Annotated in this window: 20 protein-coding genes; 8 read left to right on the forward strand and 12 right to left on the reverse strand. The window is 68.4% G+C overall.

Annotated elements, in window-relative coordinates; translation table 11 throughout:
* Positions 1-44: 44 nt before the first annotated feature.
* From NO345_RS05555 to NO345_RS05565, 3 genes are all read right to left on the reverse strand, one after another.
* Positions 45-1,070 carry a DUF7282 domain-containing protein gene (locus tag NO345_RS05555; RefSeq protein ID WP_256297218.1) on the reverse strand — a complete coding sequence of 342 codons (1,026 nt, stop codon included), beginning with the start codon at positions 1,068-1,070 and terminating at the stop codon, positions 45-47.
* A 15-nt stretch (positions 1,071-1,085) separates the two neighbouring features.
* Entirely contained in the window at positions 1,086-2,792 is a 1,707-nt protein-coding gene (locus tag NO345_RS05560; RefSeq protein ID WP_256297220.1) for a bifunctional metallophosphatase/5'-nucleotidase, read from the reverse strand.
* A gap of 116 nt (positions 2,793-2,908) precedes the next feature.
* On the reverse strand, positions 2,909-5,434 hold the full coding sequence (locus NO345_RS05565) for an efflux RND transporter permease subunit (RefSeq protein ID WP_256297222.1): 2,526 nt from the start codon (positions 5,432-5,434) through the stop codon (positions 2,909-2,911).
* 146 nt (positions 5,435-5,580) lie between these two features.
* Here NO345_RS05565 and NO345_RS05570 point away from each other — a divergent pair, with 146 nt between their 5' ends.
* Entirely contained in the window at positions 5,581-6,822 is a 1,242-nt protein-coding gene (locus tag NO345_RS05570; protein ID WP_256297224.1) for a hypothetical protein, read from the forward strand.
* Positions 6,823-6,833: 11 nt separating this feature from the next.
* Here NO345_RS05570 and NO345_RS05575 read toward each other — a convergent pair whose 3' ends face one another.
* A complete protein-coding gene (locus tag NO345_RS05575) occupies positions 6,834-7,232 on the reverse strand; it encodes a DUF7975 family protein (protein WP_256297226.1) in 399 nt (132 codons plus the stop codon).
* A 182-nt stretch (positions 7,233-7,414) separates the two neighbouring features.
* Here NO345_RS05575 and gcvT point away from each other — a divergent pair, with 182 nt between their 5' ends.
* The 4 genes from gcvT (at position 7,415) to gcvPB (ending at position 11,942) form a co-directional block, all read left to right on the forward strand.
* A complete protein-coding gene (gcvT, locus tag NO345_RS05580) occupies positions 7,415-8,518 on the forward strand; it encodes a glycine cleavage system aminomethyltransferase GcvT (RefSeq protein ID WP_256297228.1) in 1,104 nt (367 codons plus the stop codon).
* A gap of 1 nt (position 8,519) precedes the next feature.
* The gene (gene gcvH / locus NO345_RS05585; protein ID WP_256297229.1) at positions 8,520-8,903 is read left to right on the forward strand and encodes a glycine cleavage system protein GcvH; all 384 of its coding nucleotides are present in this window, start codon (positions 8,520-8,522) and stop codon (positions 8,901-8,903) included.
* A gap of 283 nt (positions 8,904-9,186) precedes the next feature.
* Entirely contained in the window at positions 9,187-10,527 is a 1,341-nt protein-coding gene (gene gcvPA, locus NO345_RS05590) for an aminomethyl-transferring glycine dehydrogenase subunit GcvPA (RefSeq protein ID WP_256297230.1), read from the forward strand.
* Positions 10,524-11,942 carry an aminomethyl-transferring glycine dehydrogenase subunit GcvPB gene (gene gcvPB, locus NO345_RS05595; RefSeq protein WP_256297232.1) on the forward strand — a complete coding sequence of 473 codons (1,419 nt, stop codon included), beginning with the start codon at positions 10,524-10,526 and terminating at the stop codon, positions 11,940-11,942. Before gcvPA ends, gcvPB begins: the two co-directional genes overlap by 4 nt.
* Positions 11,943-11,977: 35 nt before the next feature.
* On the opposite strand, the gene sod is transcribed toward gcvPB, so the two are convergent.
* The 3 genes from sod to NO345_RS05610 form a co-directional block, all read right to left on the reverse strand.
* Entirely contained in the window at positions 11,978-12,580 is a 603-nt protein-coding gene (gene sod / locus NO345_RS05600) for a superoxide dismutase [Mn] (RefSeq protein ID WP_256297234.1), read from the reverse strand.
* A gap of 260 nt (positions 12,581-12,840) precedes the next feature.
* On the reverse strand, positions 12,841-13,008 hold the full coding sequence (locus NO345_RS05605) for a DUF7838 family putative zinc beta-ribbon protein (RefSeq protein ID WP_256297236.1): 168 nt from the start codon (positions 13,006-13,008) through the stop codon (positions 12,841-12,843).
* A 45-nt stretch (positions 13,009-13,053) separates the two neighbouring features.
* Positions 13,054-13,284 (reverse strand): hypothetical protein, encoded by a 231-nt coding sequence (locus tag NO345_RS05610; protein ID WP_256297238.1) that lies wholly within the window; start codon positions 13,282-13,284, stop codon positions 13,054-13,056.
* A 408-nt stretch (positions 13,285-13,692) separates the two neighbouring features.
* Here NO345_RS05610 and NO345_RS05615 point away from each other — a divergent pair, with 408 nt between their 5' ends.
* Positions 13,693-14,226, forward strand: a complete 534-nt coding sequence (locus NO345_RS05615) for a cob(I)yrinic acid a,c-diamide adenosyltransferase (RefSeq protein ID WP_256297240.1) — start codon at positions 13,693-13,695, stop codon at positions 14,224-14,226.
* On the opposite strand, the gene NO345_RS05620 is transcribed toward NO345_RS05615, so the two are convergent.
* From NO345_RS05620 to NO345_RS05635, 4 genes are all read right to left on the reverse strand, one after another.
* A complete protein-coding gene (locus tag NO345_RS05620) occupies positions 14,223-15,380 on the reverse strand; it encodes a signal peptidase I (protein WP_256297242.1) in 1,158 nt (385 codons plus the stop codon). The genes NO345_RS05615 and NO345_RS05620 overlap by 4 nt on opposite strands.
* An 88-nt stretch (positions 15,381-15,468) precedes the next feature.
* The gene (locus NO345_RS05625; protein WP_256297244.1) at positions 15,469-17,004 is read right to left on the reverse strand and encodes a CARDB domain-containing protein; all 1,536 of its coding nucleotides are present in this window, start codon (positions 17,002-17,004) and stop codon (positions 15,469-15,471) included.
* Positions 17,005-17,340: 336 nt separating this feature from the next.
* Entirely contained in the window at positions 17,341-17,916 is a 576-nt protein-coding gene (locus NO345_RS05630; RefSeq protein WP_256297246.1) for a hypothetical protein, read from the reverse strand.
* A gap of 71 nt (positions 17,917-17,987) precedes the next feature.
* Positions 17,988-18,527: a DUF1102 domain-containing protein gene (locus NO345_RS05635; RefSeq protein ID WP_256297248.1), complete on the reverse strand. Its 540-nt coding sequence runs from the start codon at positions 18,525-18,527 to the stop codon at positions 17,988-17,990.
* 441 nt (positions 18,528-18,968) lie between these two features.
* Here NO345_RS05635 and NO345_RS05640 point away from each other — a divergent pair, with 441 nt between their 5' ends.
* Positions 18,969-19,553, forward strand: a complete 585-nt coding sequence (locus tag NO345_RS05640; RefSeq protein ID WP_256297250.1) for a DUF7344 domain-containing protein — start codon at positions 18,969-18,971, stop codon at positions 19,551-19,553.
* Positions 19,550-20,077, forward strand: coding sequence for a hypothetical protein (locus tag NO345_RS05645; protein ID WP_256297252.1), 528 nt, complete (start codon positions 19,550-19,552; stop codon positions 20,075-20,077). Before NO345_RS05640 ends, NO345_RS05645 begins: the two co-directional genes overlap by 4 nt.
* A gap of 18 nt (positions 20,078-20,095) precedes the next feature.
* Here the strand turns inward: NO345_RS05645 and NO345_RS05650 are convergent, their stop codons facing one another.
* On the reverse strand, positions 20,096-21,046 hold the full coding sequence (locus NO345_RS05650; RefSeq protein ID WP_256297253.1) for an MBL fold metallo-hydrolase: 951 nt from the start codon (positions 21,044-21,046) through the stop codon (positions 20,096-20,098).
* Positions 21,047-21,201 lie beyond the last annotated feature (155 nt).

Genomic DNA, 21,201 nt, shown 5'->3' on the forward strand with positions numbered 1-21,201 from the left:
AATCGACGGGTCACCCGTCGGGACGAGTGCCGGCCGGCTCGCGCTCACCGCCGAGCACGCCAGGCGATGCCCGCCAGTGCGACCACGAGAAACGCGCCCACGGCACCGGTCGCTCCGAAGCCCGGGGTCGGTCCGCCCTCTCCGGCCGCCGTCGCCGTTCCCGTCGTCGGTGTGGCGGTCGTCCCCGGGACGCCCGTCGTCGGTTCGGGCGTGTTGACCCGCGGCTCGGTCGTGGCCGCCGCGTCGGGGACCTTCCGGACGGCAAAGCGCGTCGCGACCGTCTCGTCGCCGACGCGGACGCTCTCGTTGCCCTCGCCAGTCTGGACCGTCGCGGCGAGCCTGACCGACTGGCCATCGCGCAGGCCGTCGAAGTACGCCTGGTCGAGCGCGACGGAGACGTTCTCGTGGGTACTGCTGTCGAGGCGCTGGCTGCCGACGACCTCGTCGGGCGTGCCGTTCTCGACCGTCCGCAGGACGACCCTCCCCGGACGGTCGAGCTCGACGCGGCGCACGGTCGCGGCGGGCGAGTCGATCCGCTGGCCCACGAGCTCCGGGTCCGAGGCGAGCACCCGCACGTCGCCGTCCTCGCCACGGCGGACCGGGACGCGAACGCCCGGAGCGGGGCCGCCGAGGCTCGGTACCGGTTCGTCGACGCCCCAGTCGAACTCGCCGTTCCCGTCGACGTCCCGGTGGATGACGACCCAGTAGGTCCGGTTGCCGGTGTGGTCCGCCCACGCGTCGTCGTCGAGCGCCACCGCGAAGTCCGTGTGCGGGCCGTCCTCCAGGGCGACGTGTCCCACGGGGACACCCGGCTCGCCGCCGCGGTCCGCGTGGAGGACGAGGAAGCCGCTGGAGCGGCTGAACAGCGCCTCGACGACGACGGTGCCGTCGGCCGTCACCTGGGCGTCGACGCTGACGTGGTTGCCGTGCGCCGGCCGGTCAACGGCGGAGGGTCGCGTCACTCCCTGATCGCCGTCGGACGCCGGTGCCGCGGCTGCCGCGAGCAGTGGCGTCGTGACGAGTGCGAGCGTCACGAGCAGGACGATGTGATGCGGGGGTGGGCGTCGCATGTGGGCTCGGCTGCGCTACTCCACGGTGATGCGTCCCTCGACCTCGGGTGCGATGGTGCCGTCCGCCTCGATGGCCTCCGCGACGAGCGTCGAGAGCACCTCGCCGGCGTTGGCGGGGACGATGCGTTCGGCGTCCGCGAGCATGCTGTAGCCGTCGCCACCGCTCGCCATGAAGTTGTTCGTCGCGACGGTGTACGTCGCGTCCGGGTCGAGCGGCTCGCCACCGACGGTCGCCTCGGTGATGCGGCTGCCGACCTCGGCGTCGGGGTCGTAGCTGTACGCCATGCCGCTGACCTGCGGGAAGCGCCCGGCCCCCTCTTCGATGGCGCTGACGCCGTTCTCGAGCGCGGCCATGAGCGTCTCGCCGTCGATCCGCACCGAGACGAAGACGTTCCCGAACGGGAGCATGCTCTGGATCATGCGCCGGGTCACGTCGCCGGCGGGGTACTCGGTGTCGGTGCGGATGCCGCCGCCGTTCTGGAGCGCCACGTCGGCGTCGCCGTTCTCGCGGACCACGTCGGCGACGTAGTTCCCCATGTTCGACTCCTCGGCGCGGAGGACGTCCTCGCGGGCGTCGAGCGGGACCTCGGTCTCGCCGATGACCTCGTCGAGACGGTCGCTCAGCTCCGACTGGTAGCTCTGGGCGGTCTCCAGCACATCCGGGTGGGGCTCGACGCCGTCCTCGGCGACGGCCGTCGCGGTCTCGTGGAGCGTGAACTCGTGACCGCTCATCGACCCTTCCTCGACCGAGAGGGTGAGTTCGCCGACGTACTGGAACTCGTCGCCGACGAACGAGCAGACGGTGCCGTCGACGACCTCCGGCTCTTCGAGCACCTCCGCGGCGTGGTCGCCGACGATGGCGTCGACGCCCGACACCTGCCCGGCGAGTTCGAGCGCGACCGGGCTGGCGACGTGCGAGAGGACCACGACGAGGTCCGCGCCCTCGTCGCGCATCTGCGGGACGACCTCCTCCAGCGCGGCGGCGAGGCCCTGCACCTCCGCGTTCTCCCCCATCGACGTGATCTCCGGGGCCTCCTCGTTGATGAGGCCGGTGATGCCGACGGTCACGTCGCCCGCCTCGACGAGCTCGTAGCGACTCGCGCCCTGCTCGGCGGCGAACACGTCGCCCGTCCGCGCGTCGAGCGTGTTCGCGCTGACCCACGTGAACTCGCTGTCGGTGACCCGGTTCCGGAGCGTCTCCGGGCCCATGTCGAAGTCGTGGTTCCCGAACGTGTCGTAGTCGAGGCCGCCGGCGTTGAACGCGTCGACGATGTGTTCGCCGTCGAACACCGACGACAGCACCGAGGAGGCGAGGTCGTCGCCGTTGCCGACGCGGAACGCGTGGTCGTTCCCCCCGACGACCTCCTCCATCAGCCCGAAGTAGGTCGCGACGTTCACGTCACCCTCCAGGTCGCCGTAGGTCCCGTGGAAGTGGGTGTCGTGGACGAACGTCACCTCGCCGGTCGCGGGCGTCGCCGTCTCGGTCTCCTCCTCGGTCGTCGTCTGCTCGGTCTCCGTGTCCGCCGGTGGCTCGGTCTCGGCGGGCTCGGTCGTGCTCTCGTCGTCGGTCGAGGACGCGCCACAGCCCGCGAGCGCGGTGATACCGACGCCCGCCGTCGCCGCGAGGAACCGTCTGCGGTCGACCGCCCGGTGTCCGCCGCCGTCGTCGGCGTCGTTGTGTCCCGATTCCCCGTGACTCCCCTGGCTCTCTCTGTCTGCCATGGGAATCAGCAACGGTGCCAACATCAAAAAGGTCCGCTCCGGTGAACGTGTTGCCAGCGAGCGGTGGGCGGTCACCGCCGTCGGCGACAACTGGGGCGGTCGGGCCTCGCTGGACCTCAGTCGTCGCCGGGTGCGACTGCGCCCCGTGACACCTCGCTCGCGTGCCCGGCGCGACGTGCCCAGAGCAGCAGCATGCTCGGGAAGACGAACACGCTGACGAGGAACGACAGCGAGAGCGCGAGCACGACGAGCATGCCGAACGACCGCAGCTGCGGGCTGGTGTGGAGCAGGAGCGTGGCGAACGCGCCGCCGGAGGTGAGGGTGCTCCCGAGCAGCGCGCCGCCGGTGCCGGTGACGGCGGTCCGGAGGGCGGTGACGGGGTCGTCACCCCGGTCGAGTTCGTTGGCGAACCGGTCGCTGATGTGGATGTTGTAGTCGACGCCGAGGCCGACCGCGAGGCTCAACAGCAACGCAGTCAGGAGCGTCACCGGCGTGTCGGTCACGTACATCCCGGCGAGCACGAGCCCGATGACGAGCGCGATGGGGACGACGGTGAGCAGCCCGAGCGTCGCGCTCCCGTCGGTGAGCCGGTAGACGAGCGCGAGCACGACGGCGATGATGACGAGCGCGATGACCATCGTCTCGACGATGCCGTCGGCCATCTGGCCGAGTTCGGCGTTCGAGAACGTCGCCTGCCCGACGGCGGTCGCGGTCAGGTCGCTCTCGGCCTCGACGACGCCGGCGACGCCGTGCATCGCGTTCGCGCGGTCGTCGACCTGCAGGCCCTGCTCGACGGGGACGAGCATGCGGACCGTGCGGAAATCGCCGTCGGTCCGTTCGACGACGCGGCTGGCCTGCTCCGGGTTGGCCTCGTACAGCGCTTCGTAGACGCCGGCGACGTTCCGGTCGGGGACGCCGTCGCCGTCGGTGTCCGCGTCGGCCAGCACCGACGCGAACGCCTCGTCCTGGGCGGCGACGCGCTCCATCACCGACAGCGGCGAGACGACGGGGGCCGTGCCGTCCCGGCTGAACACCACGTCGCGCTCGGCGGCGTCGGCGGTGGCCGCGTCGACGCGTTCGAGCGCGGCCACAGTTGCCACCTCGCCCTCGACGAGTATCGAGGTGTAGCGCTGGCTCTCGCTCTCAGCCTGGTACTGGGCGGCGACGTAGTCGTTGTTCTGGTACCACTCCGTCTGCGTGGCCTCCCAGGCGAGCGGGCCGGGGAGGTCCTCCTTCCAGTCGGCCACCTCCTCGGAGGTCTGGTACCCCTGGCGGTCGAGGTCGGACCAGGCGGCCGCACCGCCTGCGCCGGCGAGCACGGCGACCACGACGACGACGGGCGCGGCGACGCGTGCGGCGCGCACGCCGGCGGTGAGCAGCGGTTCGAGGTAGCGGCCCTGCCCGAGCGGGGCCTTGCGGCGGTCGAGGCCGACGCGCTCGAGCAGGCCGTCGATGCTGACCTTCAGCGCGGGGACGAGCGTCGTGAACACGACGAACGCCGACACGACGCCCAGCGTGATGCCGATGCCGAGCTGGCGGATGGAGCCGATGGGGCTCGTCAGGTTCGAGAGGAACCCGACGGCCGTCGTGACCGTGACGAGAAGCAGCGCGACGCTGACGGCGGAGAGCGAGCGGTACATCGGCTCGCGGATGCCCTCGTCCTCGCCGCGCTGCTCGCGGTAGCGCATGAACACGTGGAGGCCGTAGTCGATGCTCAGCCCGGTGATGAGCACCGGCCCGATGATCATCGTCACGCCCGCGGGGATGCCCAGCCAGCCGAGGATGCCGAACATACAGAGCACGGAGACGACGACGCCGAAGAAGCCGACGACGACGTCGACGAGGTCACGGTACGCGAACCCGAGGACGGCGAGTATCAGCAACAGCGCCGCGGGGAGGATGAGTTCGGTGGTGTCGGCCCAGACCTGCGACTGGTACGACGACTGCGCGTGCTGGCCGAGCGTGAAGTACTCCGCGCTCGCGTCGGGCCGGCCCTGCGTGCCCTCGTAGAGCGCGCGCTGTGCATCGGCCGGCGGGCCGAAGCTGTTCGCGCCCGGAGCCGTCTCCATGGTGAACACCATGCGGCGACTCTCGGCCGTCGTGGAGCCGGGCTCGTAGTCCTGGGGAAGCAACCGGAGGGCCGGCGCGCCCTCGGTGAACGAACTCGAGACGATCGCGCGCACGTCCTCGCTGCTCGCGGCTTCGAGCGCCGCGAGCTGTGCGTCGAGACTCGCGTCCCGGTCGCCGGCGGCGCGCATCGCAACGACGTTCGAGACGCCGACGACGGGCTGTTCACCCGCGAGTGCGTCCGCGACGGAGTCGTTCGCGCGGATGGAGCGCTGGTACTCGAGCGAGGCGAGCAACGACTCCTTCGTGAGCACGTTCCCGTCCGTCTCGCGGACGTAGACGCTCGCGTGGGTCACGTTGCTCGACCTGTCGAGCCCGCCGTAGTACGTCTCGATGTAGTCGGCCTTCTCGGCGACGGTGGTGTCGCCGAAGGCGTCGCTGTCGGTGCTCGCAGCCCCACCACCCTCTAGCTGTGTGATGCCGCCGATGACCCCCGCGCAGGCGAGGAGCATGACGAGGAGGACGATTCTGTTGTGGTCGGTGACCGTTCGGACGACCCTGTCTAACCCAAGCATTCTGCATCCGGACCGACGACGGACAACCCGTTATAAACCGGGCCATGATTTCAGAGCCAGCAACTAACCCCCCTGTGAGGGGGTGACGCGCCGGATCTGGGGTGTCGGCGGTTGGTTTCTTGTCGCTGGCCCCGGTGGGGGGACGTATGGCAACCCCGGCGGCGTCGCTCACGGAACCGACCGTCCTCGCACACACGAAGCGACGGCTGTTCCCGGACGACAGCGAGGGGTCGTACGCGGTCGTAGACACGCAGTTCGCACGGACGAACTGGGTGGCTGGTGCCGCGATTCCAGCCGAGGTGACCGAGGCGCTCGCACCGTTCAACCACGTCCAGGTCGGCTCGGGCTACCCGGACCTGGTGGGCGTACGGACGCTCGAAGCCGACCTGCTCGCGGTCGAGCGCTTCGGCGAGAACCCACCGCTCGTCGCCGTCGAGGCGAAGGGGTACACCGAGACCGGCGGTGTCGACGTCGAGCGCGGCATCGTCCAGGCGTACGACCGGCTGCACGAGGCGAACGCGGCGTACGTCGCCGCACCCATCCGGGCCATCTCGCAGTCGGACCGCACCCTCGCGCGCGAGCTGAACGTCGGCGTGCTCGGGGTCGACGAGTCCGGCTCGGTCACGACGCTCGAACTCCCACGGGTCGTCGGCAACCGGACCGCGGGTGAGGCGACGGCCATCCGCTTCCAGGCGAGCGCGCAGGGCGTCGCCGACCAGTCCTTCGGGCTGAACCACCCGAAGAACTACCTCGCGTACCCGGTCGCGCTGGCCCTGGACGGCGACACCGAGTCACTGCTCGCCGAGCACGTCGTCGCCGCCACCGACAGCGCCCGCGGCGGCGCGTCGTTCCTCGGGCTGGTCGACATCGCGGGTCCGCGCGAGGAGCTCACGCCGCTCGGCCGCGAGGTCGTCCGGTTCGCCCGACGTGAGCATGGCGACCTCGACGCCGCGATCCGGACGTTCGAGGACTGGAAGCGCTCCAGGACGCGGTTCTACGACCTCGCGCCGCGGTGGGGCCTGCTCACGAGACGGGTCGTCTTCGACTATCCCGCCACGCAGCTGCTCGTCGAGGAGCTCCAGCACCTCCACGACGACGGGTTCTCCGAGCCGTCGCTCCCGCGGTTCGTCCGCTACCTGCACGAACTCCACCCGTCCGTTACGGTCGAGCTGTTCCTGCGCGGCGACGAGGACGTCCGCGAACGCGCGCTCACGGCCGACGGCGAGCTCCGCGACGAACCGCTGCACGACGGCGCGATGTACCACTCCCCGACGGTGTTCCAGCTGAAGGCGCTGCTCTACCACGCGGGCATCCTCACCGAGCGCGGGAGGGAGCCCTCGCGGCTGACGCCCGACGAGGACGTGTGGGCACTGCGCGACCGGGCCTGAGTCCCGCCGGCTCAGACCTCGACCGCCCACAGCCGGTAGTCGTCGGGCCGACCGTACACCGCGGTGAACACGTCGTCGACGAGCTGTGCCACGCGGTCGTCGTCGGTCCGGACCGTCACCCGGGCGTGGGTGCCCGCTGCCTCCTCGGGGGTGACGAGCTCGTCGATGGTCGCCGACGGGTAGTCCCGGACCAGCGCCTTCAGCCGCTCCAGCTCCTCGTCCGTGCAGTCGAGCGCGAGGGTGTCGTCGAAGTACTGGACCCAGGGCGCGCCGTGTTCCAGCTCTACGTCCGCCCCGTCGGGCTCGGTCGTCAGCGTGACGTACGGGCTCCCGCGCTCGCGGTGGGCGGCGAGTGCGTCGACGACCAGTCGGCGGCGTTCCTCGGCGTCCGCGGCGTCGAAGCGGGTCATGCTCGTGCCTTGGGGCGGTGGCTGGAAGAACGTGGCGTGTTCGGTTGCCGGACGTTCTGGCTGTTCTCGACCGTGTCTCCGTTGCCACCGATGCAATCGGCAACGCTCCGACCTTCCGACGGAACTCCCGCAGATAGGCCGCGATACGAAAACATTACTTGCCGGCGAGAGAGGGTTCGGGTATGGCCCTCAGGACACCGCCGTTGCGCGGACGCCACGAGGAGGTCGGTGGGTCGTTCACGGACTTCGGCGGGTGGGAGATGCCCGTCGAGTTCGCGGGCATCCGCACCGAGCACGAGGCGGTCCGCGAGGCCGTCGGCATCTTCGACGTCTCGCACATGGGCGAGATCGAGGTCGGCGGCCCGGACGCCACGACGCTGATGCAGCGGCTCACGACGAACGACGTGACGGCGCTCTCGCCGGGCGACTCCCAGTACGCCTGCATCACCGACGAGGACGGCGTCATCCTCGACGACACGGTCGTCTACCGGCGGCCCGACGAGGGCGAGACACCGACGTACCTGTTCGTCCCGAACGCGGGCCACGAGGACTGGATGGTCGAGCGCTGGACGGACCACCGCGACGAGTGGGGTCTCGACGCGACCGTCGACGACCGCACCGAGGAGTACGCGATGTTTGCGGTGCAGGGTCCGGACGCGGTCGAGCACGTCCGGGAGGCCACCGAGAACGGCAGCGAGGTGGCGTCGCTCTCGCGGTTCACCGCGACGACGGCGACCCTCGCCGGCGCGGACTGTCTGGTCGCCCGGACCGGCTACACCGGCGAGGACGGCTTCGAACTCGTCGTCCCGTGGGACGACGCCGCGGACGTCTGGGACGCGTTCGACGGCGTCGAGCCGTGCGGGCTCGGCGCGCGGGACACGCTCCGGCTGGAGGCGGGGCTGCTCCTCTCGGGGCAGGACTTCCAGCACGAGGAGAACCCGCGGACGCCCTACGAGGCGGGCATCGGGTTCACCGTCAAACTGGACACCGAGTTCGTGGGCCGCGACGCGCTGGAGGCCCAGAAGGAGCAGGGCGTCGACGAGAAGCTCGTCGGCATCCGCCTCGTCGACCGCGGTATCCCGCGCCACGGCTACGACGTGACCGACACCGACGGCGAGGTCGTCGGCACGGTCACGAGCGGGACGATGAGCCCGACGCTCGACGAACCCATCGGACTCGCGTACGTACCGACCGACCTGGCCAGCCCGGAGACGCGACTGCGTGTCGTCGTCCGGGACCGACCGAAGAAGGCCGTGGTCGAACCGCTCCCCTTCTACGAACGATAACATGAGCTTCGAGACACCCGACGACCGGAAGTACAACGAATCGCACGAATGGGCACTGCGCGACGGCGACACCGTCCGCGTCGGCATCAGCGACTTCGCCCAGGACGAACTCGGCGACGTGGTCTTCGTCGAGCTCCCGGACGTGGGCGACGAGGTCGCGCAGGGAGAGGCGTTCGGCGTCGTCGAGTCCATCAAGGCCGTCTCAGACGTCTACGCGCCGGTCTCCGGCGAGGTCACGGCGGTCAACGAGGCGCTGTTCGACGCGCCCGAGCAGGTCAACGAGGACCCGTTCGGCGACGGCTGGATGCTGGAGATCGCCGCCGTCGACGCGGACGAGCTCGACGAGCTGCTGACCGCCGACGAGTACGTCGACCAGGTCGCCTGAGACGCGGCCGCGTCGTCTCCTCGCCCGTCGGAGCCTGCGGTCCCCCGACCGTATTCAGGCCTCGGAAACCGGCGAGTATCGTCGGGGGCCGGCGTGGCGACTTCTGCCGAGAAGTGTGCAGGAACGAGCGTAGAACACACAATCAATTGCTGGTTGTATCCACGTCAGTGCATACTACTCCGGTCCGAACCACGGTAATCATAAGCCAGTAGCCCAAAGCGCGTCTCATGAAGCGAACCGAGGGACGCCGGTCAGTCTCGGACGGACACGAGGGAGTGACACCATGAGCGGACACCACACACCACGGGGAAGCCCCTTCGCGCCGCACACCGCCGCCGACACCGAGGCGATGCTCGACGCGGTCGGCGTCGAAACCGAGGCCGAACTGTTCGACATCCCGGAGTCGGTCCGGTTCGACGGCGAGTTCGGCATCGAGCCGCGGAGCGAGCGGGTGATCAGGGAGGAAGTCGCGGGGACCCTCGAGAAGAACGACGATCTGGTGGAGCTGCTCGGCCGGGGCCACTACAGCCACTACGTGCCCTCGCTGGTCGACCACCTCTCGCTGCGTTCGGAGTTCCTCACCTCGTACACGCAGTACCAGCCGGAGGTCACGCAGGGGTTCCTGCAGGCGCTGTTCGAGTACCAGTCGCTGCTCGTCGAGCTGACGGGTCTCGGCGTCGCGAACTGCTCGATGTACGACGCCGCGACGGCGCTGGGCGAGGCCGCCACGCTCGCCGACCGCCTGCGCCAGACCTCCGGAACGCGCGTCCTCGTCCCGGAACAGCTCGCCGACGGGCGGCGCGAGGTGCTCGAGAACTACGTCGGTGGCACCGCCCTCACGGTCGAGGCGTACCCGATGGACGACGGTAACGTCGACGTCGAGGCACTCGGGAACAGCCTCGACGAATCGGCCGTGATGGTCTACGCAGAGAACCCGACCGTTCGGGGCTGTGTGGAGGAGTCGCTCGAGGCAATCGGCGACCTCGCACACGACAACGACGCGCTGTTCTGTCTCGGTTCGGACCCCGTCTCGCTCGCGCTCCTGCAGGAGCCCGCGAGCGTCGGCGCGGACGTGGTCGTCGGCGCGGCCGACGTGCTCGGCCTGCCCACGAGCTACGGGATGGGGATGGGTCTGTTCGCCACGCGCGAGGAGTACGTCCGGCAGGTACCGGGCCGGCTCGTGGGCGCGAGCACGGACGACACCGGGCGGCGGACGTACACGCTCACGCTCCAGACCCGCGAGCAGCACATCCGGCGCGAACGCGCGACGTCGAACATCTGTACGAACCAGGCGTGGGTCGCGCTCCGGGCGGCCATCCACGCGGCGTCGCTCGGCCCCGACGGGCTCGCCGACCTCGCGAAGGAGAGCGTCACGGACGCCAAAGAGCTCGCCGACCGCGTCACCGAGGTCGTCGGCGTGAAGGCCCCGGTACACGACCGGCATCACGTCCGCGAGTTCGTCGCCCACACCGACCAGCCAGCCCCCGCGGTCGCCGCGGACCTCGAGGACGAGGGCTACGCGGTCCACGTGCTCGGCGAGCACCACATCCAGCTCAACGCGAGCGCGCTGTCCGACCACGAGACGGACGACTTCCTCGCCGCGCTCGCGGAGGTGGCCCGATGAACTACGACCAGGCCCGCTGGACCGACGACGACGAACGCTACGAGCCGTTGCTCAGCGAGAAACACACCGCCGAGGCCGACCTCGACGACTCGCCGCTCCCGGACGAGCTGACGCGTGATTCGCTCGAACTGCCGGACCTCTCCGAGCCGGAACTCGCCCGGCACTACACGCGGCTCTCGGAGATGAACTACGGTGTGGACTCCGGTCCGTACCCGCTCGGGTCGTGTACGATGAAGTACAACCCGAAGTTCACCGAGGACGTCGCGGCCATCGAGGCGGGTGCGGTCCACCCCGACCGCTCGCCCGAGAGCGTGCAGGGCAACCTCGAGCTCCTCTACGACCTGCAGGACTACCTCGGCCGCATCGGCGGGATGGACGCGGTGACGCTCCAGCCGCCCGCTGGCGCGGCCGGCGAGTTCACCGGCGTGCTCGTCGCGAAGGCGTACCACGAGCACAACGGCGACGAGCGCTCGGAGATAATCATCCCCGAGAGCGCCCACGGCACCAACTTCGCCAGCGCGGCGCTCGCGGGCTTCGACGTGGTCGAGCTCCCCGGCGGCGAGGACGGACGCGTCGACCTAGAGGCCCTCGAGGCCGCGCTCTCCGACGAGACCGCGCTCCTGATGCTCACCAACCCGAACACGCTCGGGCTGTTCGAGCGCGACATCGAGGAGATCGCGGGGATGGTCCACGACGCCGGCGGCCTGCTCTACTACGACGGCGCGAACCTCAACGCGCTGCTCGGTCGGGCCCGTCCCGGCGACATGGGCTTCGACATCATGCACTACAACGTGCACAAGACGTTCGCGACGCCCCACGGCGGCGGTGGCCCCGGCGCGGGCCCGGTCGGCGTCGTCTCCGAACTCGCCCCGTTCCTCCCGAAGCCACAGGTCGAGAAGGACGACGGCGAGTACGGGCTGTTCGACCCAGCGTACTCCATCGGGAAGGTCCACGGGTCCCTCGGCAACTGGCTCGTGCTCGTGAAGGCGTACGCCTACATCGCCCGACTCGGTGACCCCGGGCTCTCGGACGCCAGCGCGAAGGCGGTGCTCAACGCGAACTACCTCGCCAGCCAGATCGAGTACGAGGTCCCCTACGGCCCGTTCCACCACGAGTTCGTCGCCAGCGCGGGCGAGCAGGACGCCGCCGACGTAGCCAAGCGGATGCTCGACTACGGCGTCCACCCGCCGACGACGAAGTGGCCGGAGATCGTCGGCGAGGCGCTGATGACGGAGCCGACCGAGATCGAGAACCGGAAGACGCTCGACCAGCTCGCCGAGGCGTTCAACGCCGTCGCGAACGAGGACGATGACGCGCTCGCGGCCGCGCCCGAGCGGACGACTGCCCGGCGCATCGACCAGACCGCCGCGGCGCGCGACCTGCGGCTCTCCTGGCAGGCGCTCGACGAGGAGTAGCGGTCGGAAAACGGGACGACGTCACTCCTTCTCGCCTACTCGAACAGCGCGATGGCCTCCCCGTAGCGCCGGGTCGGCTCCTGCCAGTCCACCACGTCGAAGAAGTTGTCGACGAAGTCGCCGCGGGCCGGCCCGTAGTCGTGGTAGTACGAGTGCTCCCAGACGTCGAGCGCGAGGATGGGGTGTGCACCCCAGAGCGCGCCCTGGTCGTGCTTGTCGACGACGAGGTTCCGGAGCTGTTCGCTGTGGGAGTCGTAGACGAGCAGCGCCCAGCCACCGGCGGCCGAGGCGGCCGCCTCGAACTCCGCCTTCCACGCGTCGTAGGAGCCGAAGTCCGCCTCGATGCGGTCTCGGAGGGCACCCTCGGGCTCGTCGCCACCCTCGGGGCTCATGCAGTTCCAGAACAGGTCGTGGAGGACGTGCCCGGAGCCGTTGTGGGTGACGTTCCGCATCGCACCGGCGGAGCCGTCGGTCGTCCCGGCCCCGCGGTTCGACGCGAGCGTCTCGTCGGCAGCGTTCCAGCCGTCGACGTAGCCCTGGTGGTGGGTGTCGTGGTGCCAGCGGAGCACCTGTTCACTGACGTGCGGTTCGAGCGCGTCGTAGTCGTACGGTAGCGGGTCGAGTTCGTAGTTCGCCATTGCAGGTGGTGCTATCGGCGAGAGCGAGAAATATGTTCGCTGAAATAAATTTTGGTAGCTCGGACGACGTACCCGGCGGGGGCGACGCAGGGGACTGTTTCGAGACAAGAGCCAGTTTGCTATTGCACTATGTGGTTTATGGGTGTGCTGTGCGGCGGGCGACTCGTTCGCGAATCGCGGGCATCCGGGTCGAAACCCGGGGAGAACCGGCCCAGAAGTAACTCGGCGGGGATGCAGCTGCGGAGAAGTCGGTCGCCGAATCAGGCCTCGCTCGTGTCGACGTTGCCGTCGATCTTCACGAAGCCGTAATCACACTCGGTGCAGTGCCACTTGACCTTCTCGCCGAGGTGGACGTGCGTGCTCGCGGCGCGATAGAAGGTGACGTCGCTCTCGCAGTCGGGACAGTAGTGTTCCGTCTCCAGACTCATGCCATGTTCTCCGAGGGGACGGGACTTTATTGATTCGAACCGCGCTCAGCCGAACAGCTCGTCGAGATCGATCTGCTCCTCGTCGGCACCACGCTGCTCCCGGTCGACCCTGTCGACGGAGACGCCGTCGACGAACCGGTCGAACGCCCCGGATCCCACCTCGTCGGTCGCTGTCTCCGGGTCGGTGTCGGCCAGCGCCATCACCTCCTCGGGCGATGCTTCGGGGAAGGTATCGAACAGTTCCTCGGGCGCAGCGCGACCCTCTGGGAGCGACATAGCATTGTATGCGGTTGACTAGCACATTAATCTACGTCAGACGCCCGGCGTACGATGGTGCTGCCACGCGCGTTGTGTGGGTTTCACGCCGGTGCGCACGGGGCTGACCGACCGGTCCCGCCCCGGCCAGTTGGGTGCCCGAACGGGGCCGCAACGGGCGGTTCTGTCTGGGCTCCCCGTGACGCTCGTGCTCCCATCATCGATAGCCCCGGCTCGAAGGGGTCTCGGGCGGTGTGCGCTCTCGCCGGCTGTCGGCCGGTTCGACGCCTCACGCTCGGTCAGAGGACTCCCCGAAGCGACCCGATACGGGCCGTGCGAGAGTGTATAAACCAAAAAGCACGATACGAAATACCTCCGTCCCGGCCGTTCGCGCCCGGAGTTAAGTGGGTCTCGCCCGAACCGATGGACGTGAAGATATACACCGGCCGTGGCGACGACGGCATGACCGACCTGCGGGACATGTCCCGGGTGTCGAAGACCAGCCCGAGGATCGAGGCCTACGGAACCGTCGACGAACTGAACGCACTCGTGGGGACGGTCCGGCCGACCGGCCACGACGACATCGACGAGAAGCTCGCAGGCGTCCAGAACCACCTCCACGTGGTCCAGGCGGACCTCGCCAACCCGGACCCCGACGAGGACGACCCGGTCGTCACGAGCGAGCACGTCGACCAGGTCGAAGCGTGGATCGACGCCTACGACGACGAGCTGGAGCCGCTGCAGTCGTTCATCCTCCCGACGGGCAGCGAGAAGGGTTCGCGGCTCCACCACGCACGGACGGTCTGTCGTCGTGCCGAGCGGCGCGCGGTCGCACTGGCAGCGGACGCGCAGACCAACGAGGACGCCATCCAGTACCTGAACCGGCTGTCGGACGGGCTGTTCGTCTGGGCGCGCGTGGTCAACGCGCGCGAGGGTGTCCCCGAGGAGAGTCCGTCCTACTAGAGCCAACCGCGAAGTCGCGCGAGGACGGACGGCCCGGAGGCTCCGCGCCGACGGTCACGAATTCGGCCGCGTCCCAGTACTGCCACCCCGGTGACGTACACGAGCCCGCCCAGCAACGCGTCGATGGCGACGATGGGCGCCCAGGGATGGACCCGGTAGAGCCAGTCGATGGTCCCCGCGGGCAGTACACCAAGGTATCGGTACTCGGCGACGAACCGGCGGTAGTAACCGGTGTCGTCGGCGGCGTGGAGCGTCAGCGTCGCGTTGGCCTGGCTCCGCCCGTCGACCTGAACGTGCCCCGGTGAGACGTCCACGCCCTCGCTCGCCGGTTCGAGGTAGACGTGGACCGGGACGAGCCCGCCGTTCGGCACCGCGTACGTGAGGTTCGACGACGTGCCCTGTCGGATGACCGTGGGGTTCTCGGAGTCGAACTCCGCGCTGACGACCCCGTACTCCTGGGTGCCCGCGGGGACGACCATCGCGGCGGTCGCGGCGACGACGACGAGCAGCGCGAACCCGACGAGCACGAGCCGAGCGGAGGTGCCGTCGTCACGGCTCGTCGACCGCTCGCGGCTGCGGCCGCCCCCTCCCGAGAGGTACCAGTCGACCACGTAGGCGACCGCCGAGAGCGCGAACAGGAGCGTCGCGAGTCCCTGCGTACCGAGCAGCGAGCGCGTCCCGAACAGGGTCGCGAGCCGTATCTGGGCCGTCTCCAGCACGCCCTGGAACCCCATGACGACGGTGCCGAGATGCGGAATCACGACTACCTGCCCGTTCACCTGCAGCGCCGTCGCGACGATCTGGGCGTCCTTGACCGGTGGCTCGCCGCCGTCCTGGTCGGTGAACGGGTTGTTGTCCCCACGTGTGACGTATCCCCGCTCGGTCTCCCCGACGACGCGGTGTGTCGTCAGCCCGCCGCCCTGGACCTCCTCCGCCCGGAAGACGACCACGTCGCCCTCCGAGACGTCGCCCGCGACCGCCGACGGGACCGCGACGAAGCCGTCGCCGGGGTCCATCGTCGGCTGCATGCTCCCCGTCTCGACGTAGCTCAGGAGTATCGGCTGTCCGAGCACACTGCCCGCCACCAGCGAGACGACGACGACCGCGAGCAGCACCGTGGCTCCCCACGAGAGATACCGACGGTACGTGGACATCAGCGTCACTCCCCCCACCCGTAGCAGTCAGCAGCCGCGCTGAAAAGGTATCGCCATGATAGTCCCGGGGAGTGGGACCGCTGCCGGTTCATGGACCGACAAGCCGCCGACCCAGCACGACCGCGACCAGCAGTGTGGCCCCGGTGACGACCGCCAGGACCGCGAGCGCAGGCTCGGACGAGCCGGGGACGTCCTGGGAGGGTGAGATATCTGGGCGAGCCGGGTCCGGGTCCGGGTCCTCATCACGCGAGGCTGGCGTCCCCGGCTGGTCCTGCTCGGCGCGCCCGTCCCCGCCGTCCCGTGGTTGCTCGGACACGACGACGGTTCCGGCGTCGACGCCAGCGACGGAGACCTCGTACTCGCCCGGCTCGCCGAAGCTGACGCGTTCGCGGACGGTCGTCGACTCGTCGGGGCCGAGTTCGACGGTCGCCGAGTCGACGCGGTCGCCTTCGACCCTGACCGGGACCCGCCGCTGCCCGTCGTCCCGGCCGATGTTCTCCAGCTCGGCGGTGATCGTCGTCGCGTTCCCGGGTGTCACCTCACGGGCCCCGACCCCGGCGTCGACGACCTCGATGGCGGGGAGCGCGGTCGCGACGACGATGCTCGACAGCGCCGACGCGTTCGCGGCGTAGTGTATCCGTTTCCCACGCTCGACCATCGCGGCGTCGAGCGCGGTCCAGCCGTCGCTCCCGAGCCGGTACACCGTCACGTCGTCGGGGTCGGTCCCGCGCCAGTCGAGGTAGTCGCGGTCCACGCTGACGTACACGGTCGCGTCGCCGACCGAGTCCGGGACGCGCTCGCGGTCCAGATGCACGTACCCGTCGGCGCGCACGTGGTCCGCTCCGAGCCCGGGCAGCCCGCCGAACGGCCCCGGCCGACCGGCAACGTCGAACTCGACGACGCTCCCGGTCGCCGCGAAGGCGACCCGGTCGAGGGTGACGTTCGCGCCCGCGACGTGCATCCCGTCGAGGCCGACCGAGACGCGGTCGTTCCCACCCAGCACCGTCACGCCGCGGCGGTTCGGAGCCGTTGACGTGACGGTCGTCGTGGTGCCGTCCGACGGCGCGATGGCCGCGCTTCCGTCCCCGTCGCCGGAGTCACTCTGCTCCGTGGCTGGGTCGCGCTCGTCACCCTCGGCGGCGACGACCGCGTTCACCTCGAAGCTGTCGACGACCACGTCGGGGAGCACGTCGTCGGTCGACACCACGCGCAGCCCCACCGCCACGCTCTCGTTCGGCGCGAGGTGGACCGCCCCGTCCGCCCCCTCGATGGGCTCGCCCCGCGCGGTGAACGTCGCCAGCGGGTGCCCGGACTCGATCCAGACCCGCGCCGTGCTGTCGCCCTCGTTCGTGATGGTGAACACCGCCGGGACAGCTGTGACCGCGTCTTCGTTCGGCCCGTCGCCCTCGACGTTCGGGTTCGACGCGCTCAGGTCGACGGCGAGCTCGTCGTCCGCGTCGTAGTAGGCGTACTGGCCGTTCGGGCCCGGGTGCGGTTCGAGGACGATGGACTGGCCGATGTCGTCGTCCTGGGTGAGCTGGACCGCGCCGGTTCCCTGGAGGAGTGCGAGGGCTATAGCGAGGGTTGCGAGAGTCGTGAGGAGGAGTTTGGTGGTGCTATCCACTGCTACCGGCCTCCGTGCTGTCGGCTGCTCGATTTTGAGTTCCCATCCTCCGTGCCACCACCGCGAAGACCCACCGGCGGAGTCGAACCGCCGACTCGGATGATGTGAAACAAGGGGGGATGTATGTTCCAATCAGCCAAGGTTCCAAAGTGGGTGCCTCTCGTCTGTCTAAAGAATCGATATTGAGTTGGTTGGTCGCTCGGTCAGTTTTCGAACAGGCTTTCCAATTCGGCGTTTACTGCACCTTCGCTAATGTCAGTGTCCGAGAGATCGAACGTGACATCAGCCATGTCCTCGTACGTCGAGAGGGTTGGTGGTTCGTTTGACATGATATCCTTAGGGCTGTTTTGCAGTTATCTGAATTTCGTCGCTTACCTCTACTGAACCTATTGCACTGGATGGAAGTGCCAGTGCAATGAGATTGAACCGGAGCTCATCGCCAGGACTGAGTCCTTTAATACCGATGAAGGAAACCTCCTCTGGGACTGGTATCCCTGGCCAGATAACTCCCCATTCAATATCCACCTCGACCTCGTCCGGGTTTTGTGGTTCTAGGAGCACTGCGAGGGCCCCATCGATGTCCGGTGGGAAAATCTGGCCATCAATATCACCGTAGGCTAACGGTGTCACGGCGACATCGACTTCCTGCGTCCCTTGGTTCTGAATCTTGAAGATGTCACCGATACTGGTGACAGCATTGGTGTTGATACCTTCCCCACCGGCAACACCGCTTCCGATGTTGTTATTATCGTCGGTCAGGCTGATTGCCAGTGCATCGTTCGAGGTCGTGTCAGCGTAGTTTCCGTTCGGACCATCGCCGGGCTGGATACCAAGATATGCGCTCGCGTCGTTTGCGACGGTGACACTGATGTCACGCTCGGCTTCTACGTTGGAAAACGCACCGGTACCCATTGCTGCCGCACCGCCTCCGGCGAGAGCTCCGAGGCTCAACACGAATTTTCTACGATTCATAGTAGGTCCCTTTAGGTGGCGTCAGCGTCGAAGGTCACCGAATCGAGGAGCTCGTCGCCGTCACCCACACTTTCACCTTCCGTGTCGATCTCGATACTGACAGTGACACTGCTACCAGTACTGAGGGTGACTGAGTTACTTCCAATCGAGTTTCCGTCGTAGGCGTTACTGTCAGTGTAGAACTTCACCAGAGAGCTATTGTCTCCGGTCTTGCTGAGACTGACGTCAACCTCTTGAGTTCCCTGATTCTCGATGACAAAGAGGTCATCTATTTGCGTAACTGCATCGGGGTTGACCCCGTCACCACCAGCACTAGTTGCGTTGCTGGAATCCAGGTTGATGGCCAGCGTTCCACCGTCCCCATCGTCGGTCACGTACTCGGAGTTAGCGCCACCGGTCCCCTCAAGCCGAAGGTACGCGCTTGCGTCGTCAGCAACCTCAACGTCGATATCTCGAGTTGCACTCACACTCGTGAACGCCCCAGTACCTAATGCGGCTGCCCCGCCGGCAGCGAGCGATCCGACCCCTGCGATGAACTTGCGTCGTTCCATGGTCGTGTTCTACCTCGTTCGAGCGACCACCCACGAGCGCACGTCCCCCAGTTCCCCCCGGGTGACGCCGGCCCGTACCGGGTCGCTTCACTCCAACCCCACGGGACATACCCCTACTGTATTGAGTGACCTGAGAGAGGGTGCCACAGTCGTTAAATTCGACAGGTCTCGTTCAGACCCGGTCCGAAGCACCCTCTGACCCTGTCTGAAGCGCGGCGATTTGGTATCGACCACGCACAACCGTCGGTTAGCCGACTGAACCGCCACCGAAATCAGAGGATGCCTATCAAACGCCGATAGAGCCGTTAAAACCGTCGATATCTCCCGATTAAACGTCCCCGTAAGCCGCTAATAATGGGCTAAACCCACCCCGCGAACTGATAGTTTCGCTGAAGAGTCGGCCACCTTTTTGTGCTAGCGAGTTAACAGGACACCTGTCGTATGGGGGTTGCAAAAGCGAAGGGGGACGAGGAGGCACAGCCTTCCACACGTGTCTCCGAGGACGAGCTGTTCGACGTGCTCTCGAACCACCGCCGACGGTACGCGGTGCACGTCATGAAACGAGAGGACGCGGAGCGACTGGAGCTCGGCCCGATGGCCGAGCAGATCGCGGCCTGGGAAAACGAGGTCGAACTGGCGGAGGTGGGCTACGAGGAGCGCAAGCGGGTCTACACCGCGCTCCAGCAGCAGCACCTGCCGATGATGGACGACGCGGGCGTCGTCGAGTTCGACAAGGACCGGGGGGTCGTCGAGCCGACGCCCGCGCTCGCGGACGTGGACCTCTACCTGGACGTCGTCCGGGGGAAGGAGATCCCCTGGAACGAGTACTACCTCGGGCTCTCGGCGGTCTCGGTGGCGCTCGTGGCCGGCGTGGGGCTGGACGTGACGCCCTTCACCGTCCTTCCGGAGTTCGCCTGGATGGTGTTCATCGTGGTCTCGTTCGCCTGCTCGGCGCTGGCCCACCGCTACTACGTCGCCGAGCTCGAACTCGGCGGGGACGGGGAACCACCGGAACTGGAGGGATGACACGCCTCAAGCTGCTGAGCGCCGTGCTCGCCGTGGCGGCAGCAGCCGCGCTCGTCACCGGAAGTGCGGGCTTCTCGTCGGTGACTGCCGAGCGAGGCGTCTCGGTCAGCGTCGTCGAGGACGACCAGGCGCTCGTGAACGTCGAGGCCTGCTACACGTCGGCGAACCCGAACCAGGGGACCCAGACGCCGGTAACGGTCAGGGTGACGAACCAGCTCCCGAGCGCCCTGACCGTCGAGCACGTGAACGACGTGGACGTCACGGATGGCCAGGAGACCGTCGCCCCCGGCGGGCAGGTGATGTTCAACCAGCCCTACGACTCGCCGGTGTCCGCGGTCACCGTCGAACTCGAGAGCGAGGGTGGGACGGGCGTCACGCTGACCCGGACGGTCGTCGAGAAGTCGAACTGTCCGTTCCAGGCCGGGAACGGGGAGAATGGTGGCAACGGAGCCGGCGGCCCCAGCGATGGTGACGACAACGAGGACGACGACGGCGATGATACCGACGAGAGCGACGACGACTGAGCAGTCGGTTCTTCCAGCTCAGGCACGCTCGTAGACGATCATCCCACCACGCTCGGTGCGCTCGACGACGCCACGTTCTTCGAGGACGTCGAGGTGCCCGATAGCCTCGCTCATCCCCGAGAACTGCTCGGTCACGGGGAGGTCCTCGAACAGGCCCGCCATCACGTCGACCGCGGTCATCGGGCCGTCGAGCAGTTCGCGCACGTCGTCCGTGCGCTGCTCGTGTGCGTCGAGTATCTCCCGGATGCGGCCCGACGGGTCGGTGATGACGTCACGGTGCCCCGGGAGCAGTCGGTCGTAGCCGGCGTCGTGCTGGCGCTCCAGGCAGTCGTTGTAACGCGGGAGGACGCGTGGGCGCTCCCCACCGGGCTCCGTGGGCGGCTGGAGGAACGGGTTGGGTGTGATGTCCGGCAGGACGTTGTCGCCGACGATACAGACGCTGTCGCCGTCGTCGTCCTCGTAGGTGAACGTCAGCTCGCCGAGGGCGTGCCCGGTGACCTCGTCCACCGCGAGCTCGGTGCCCGCGACGGTGACGGTGTCCCCCGCCGCGAGGGACACGTCCACGTCCACGTCGGGGGCGTAGTTGAGGAACGCCTCGGGGAGTTCGGTGACGGTGTCGGCCGTCGCCGCGGACATCCCGTTGCGCTCGAAGAAGTCGGTGAAGAACTCCCGTTCGTACGCCCAGCGGCCCGCGAAGTCCCCGACGATCTCGGCACAGGGATCGCTCGCGTACACCGTCGCGCCGCGTTCGGCGAACCGGTGGGCGCTCCCGAAGTGGTCGGGATGGGGGTGGGTCACGAGCACCTGCTCGACGTCGTCGGGGCTCAGGTCGTTCTCCTCGAGCGCCGTGAGGAGCTCGGTCCACGCCTCCTCGCCGTCCGGGCCGGGGTCGACCAGCGTGCGCCCGGCGAGGTAGGCGTTGATCGGGCCGACCTGGAAGGGCGTCGGGATCGGATACCGCTCGAACATACTCGGGAGTGACCCCTCTCGGTGGTAAACCCTTGGGCCACGGCGAAAACGGTGGGTCGGCGGGACAGGCAGGAGCGGGGTCCGGGTGATGCCCACGGTCCCCTGGCGCGTCTCTGCGCGCCTGTGGCATGACTTTCTATGGCTATGGGAGTCCA

Source organism: Haloarchaeobius salinus (assembly GCF_024464185.1).
Lineage (GTDB): Archaea > Halobacteriota > Halobacteria > Halobacteriales > Natrialbaceae > Haloarchaeobius > Haloarchaeobius salinus.

Excerpts from the sequence above, each read along its gene's own strand:
- NO345_RS05620 (WP_256297242.1), bottom strand. The coding sequence starts at position 15,380 with ATGTCCACGTACCGTCGGTATCTCTCGTGGGGAGCCACGGTGCTGCTC.
- NO345_RS05640 (WP_256297250.1), top strand. The coding sequence starts at position 18,969 with ATGGGGGTTGCAAAAGCGAAGGGGGACGAGGAGGCACAGCCTTCCACA.
- NO345_RS05555 (WP_256297218.1), bottom strand. The coding sequence starts at position 1,070 with ATGCGACGCCCACCCCCGCATCACATCGTCCTGCTCGTGACGCTCGCA.
- gcvT (WP_256297228.1), top strand. The coding sequence starts at position 7,415 with ATGGCCCTCAGGACACCGCCGTTGCGCGGACGCCACGAGGAGGTCGGT.
- gcvPA (WP_256297230.1), top strand. The coding sequence starts at position 9,187 with ATGAGCGGACACCACACACCACGGGGAAGCCCCTTCGCGCCGCACACC.
- NO345_RS05645 (WP_256297252.1), top strand. The coding sequence starts at position 19,550 with ATGACACGCCTCAAGCTGCTGAGCGCCGTGCTCGCCGTGGCGGCAGCA.
- NO345_RS05605 (WP_256297236.1), bottom strand. The coding sequence starts at position 13,008 with ATGAGTCTGGAGACGGAACACTACTGTCCCGACTGCGAGAGCGACGTC.
- NO345_RS05560 (WP_256297220.1), bottom strand. The coding sequence starts at position 2,792 with ATGGCAGACAGAGAGAGCCAGGGGAGTCACGGGGAATCGGGACACAAC.
- sod (WP_256297234.1), bottom strand. The coding sequence starts at position 12,580 with ATGGCGAACTACGAACTCGACCCGCTACCGTACGACTACGACGCGCTC.
- NO345_RS05575 (WP_256297226.1), bottom strand. The coding sequence starts at position 7,232 with ATGACCCGCTTCGACGCCGCGGACGCCGAGGAACGCCGCCGACTGGTC.
- NO345_RS05635 (WP_256297248.1), bottom strand. The coding sequence starts at position 18,527 with ATGGAACGACGCAAGTTCATCGCAGGGGTCGGATCGCTCGCTGCCGGC.
- NO345_RS05630 (WP_256297246.1), bottom strand. The coding sequence starts at position 17,916 with ATGGGTACCGGTGCGTTTTCCAACGTAGAAGCCGAGCGTGACATCAGT.
- gcvPB (WP_256297232.1), top strand. The coding sequence starts at position 10,524 with ATGAACTACGACCAGGCCCGCTGGACCGACGACGACGAACGCTACGAG.
- NO345_RS05565 (WP_256297222.1), bottom strand. The coding sequence starts at position 5,434 with ATGCTTGGGTTAGACAGGGTCGTCCGAACGGTCACCGACCACAACAGA.
- NO345_RS05610 (WP_256297238.1), bottom strand. The coding sequence starts at position 13,284 with ATGTCGCTCCCAGAGGGTCGCGCTGCGCCCGAGGAACTGTTCGATACC.
- gcvH (WP_256297229.1), top strand. The coding sequence starts at position 8,520 with ATGAGCTTCGAGACACCCGACGACCGGAAGTACAACGAATCGCACGAA.
- NO345_RS05650 (WP_256297253.1), bottom strand. The coding sequence starts at position 21,046 with ATGTTCGAGCGGTATCCGATCCCGACGCCCTTCCAGGTCGGCCCGATC.
- NO345_RS05570 (WP_256297224.1), top strand. The coding sequence starts at position 5,581 with ATGGCAACCCCGGCGGCGTCGCTCACGGAACCGACCGTCCTCGCACAC.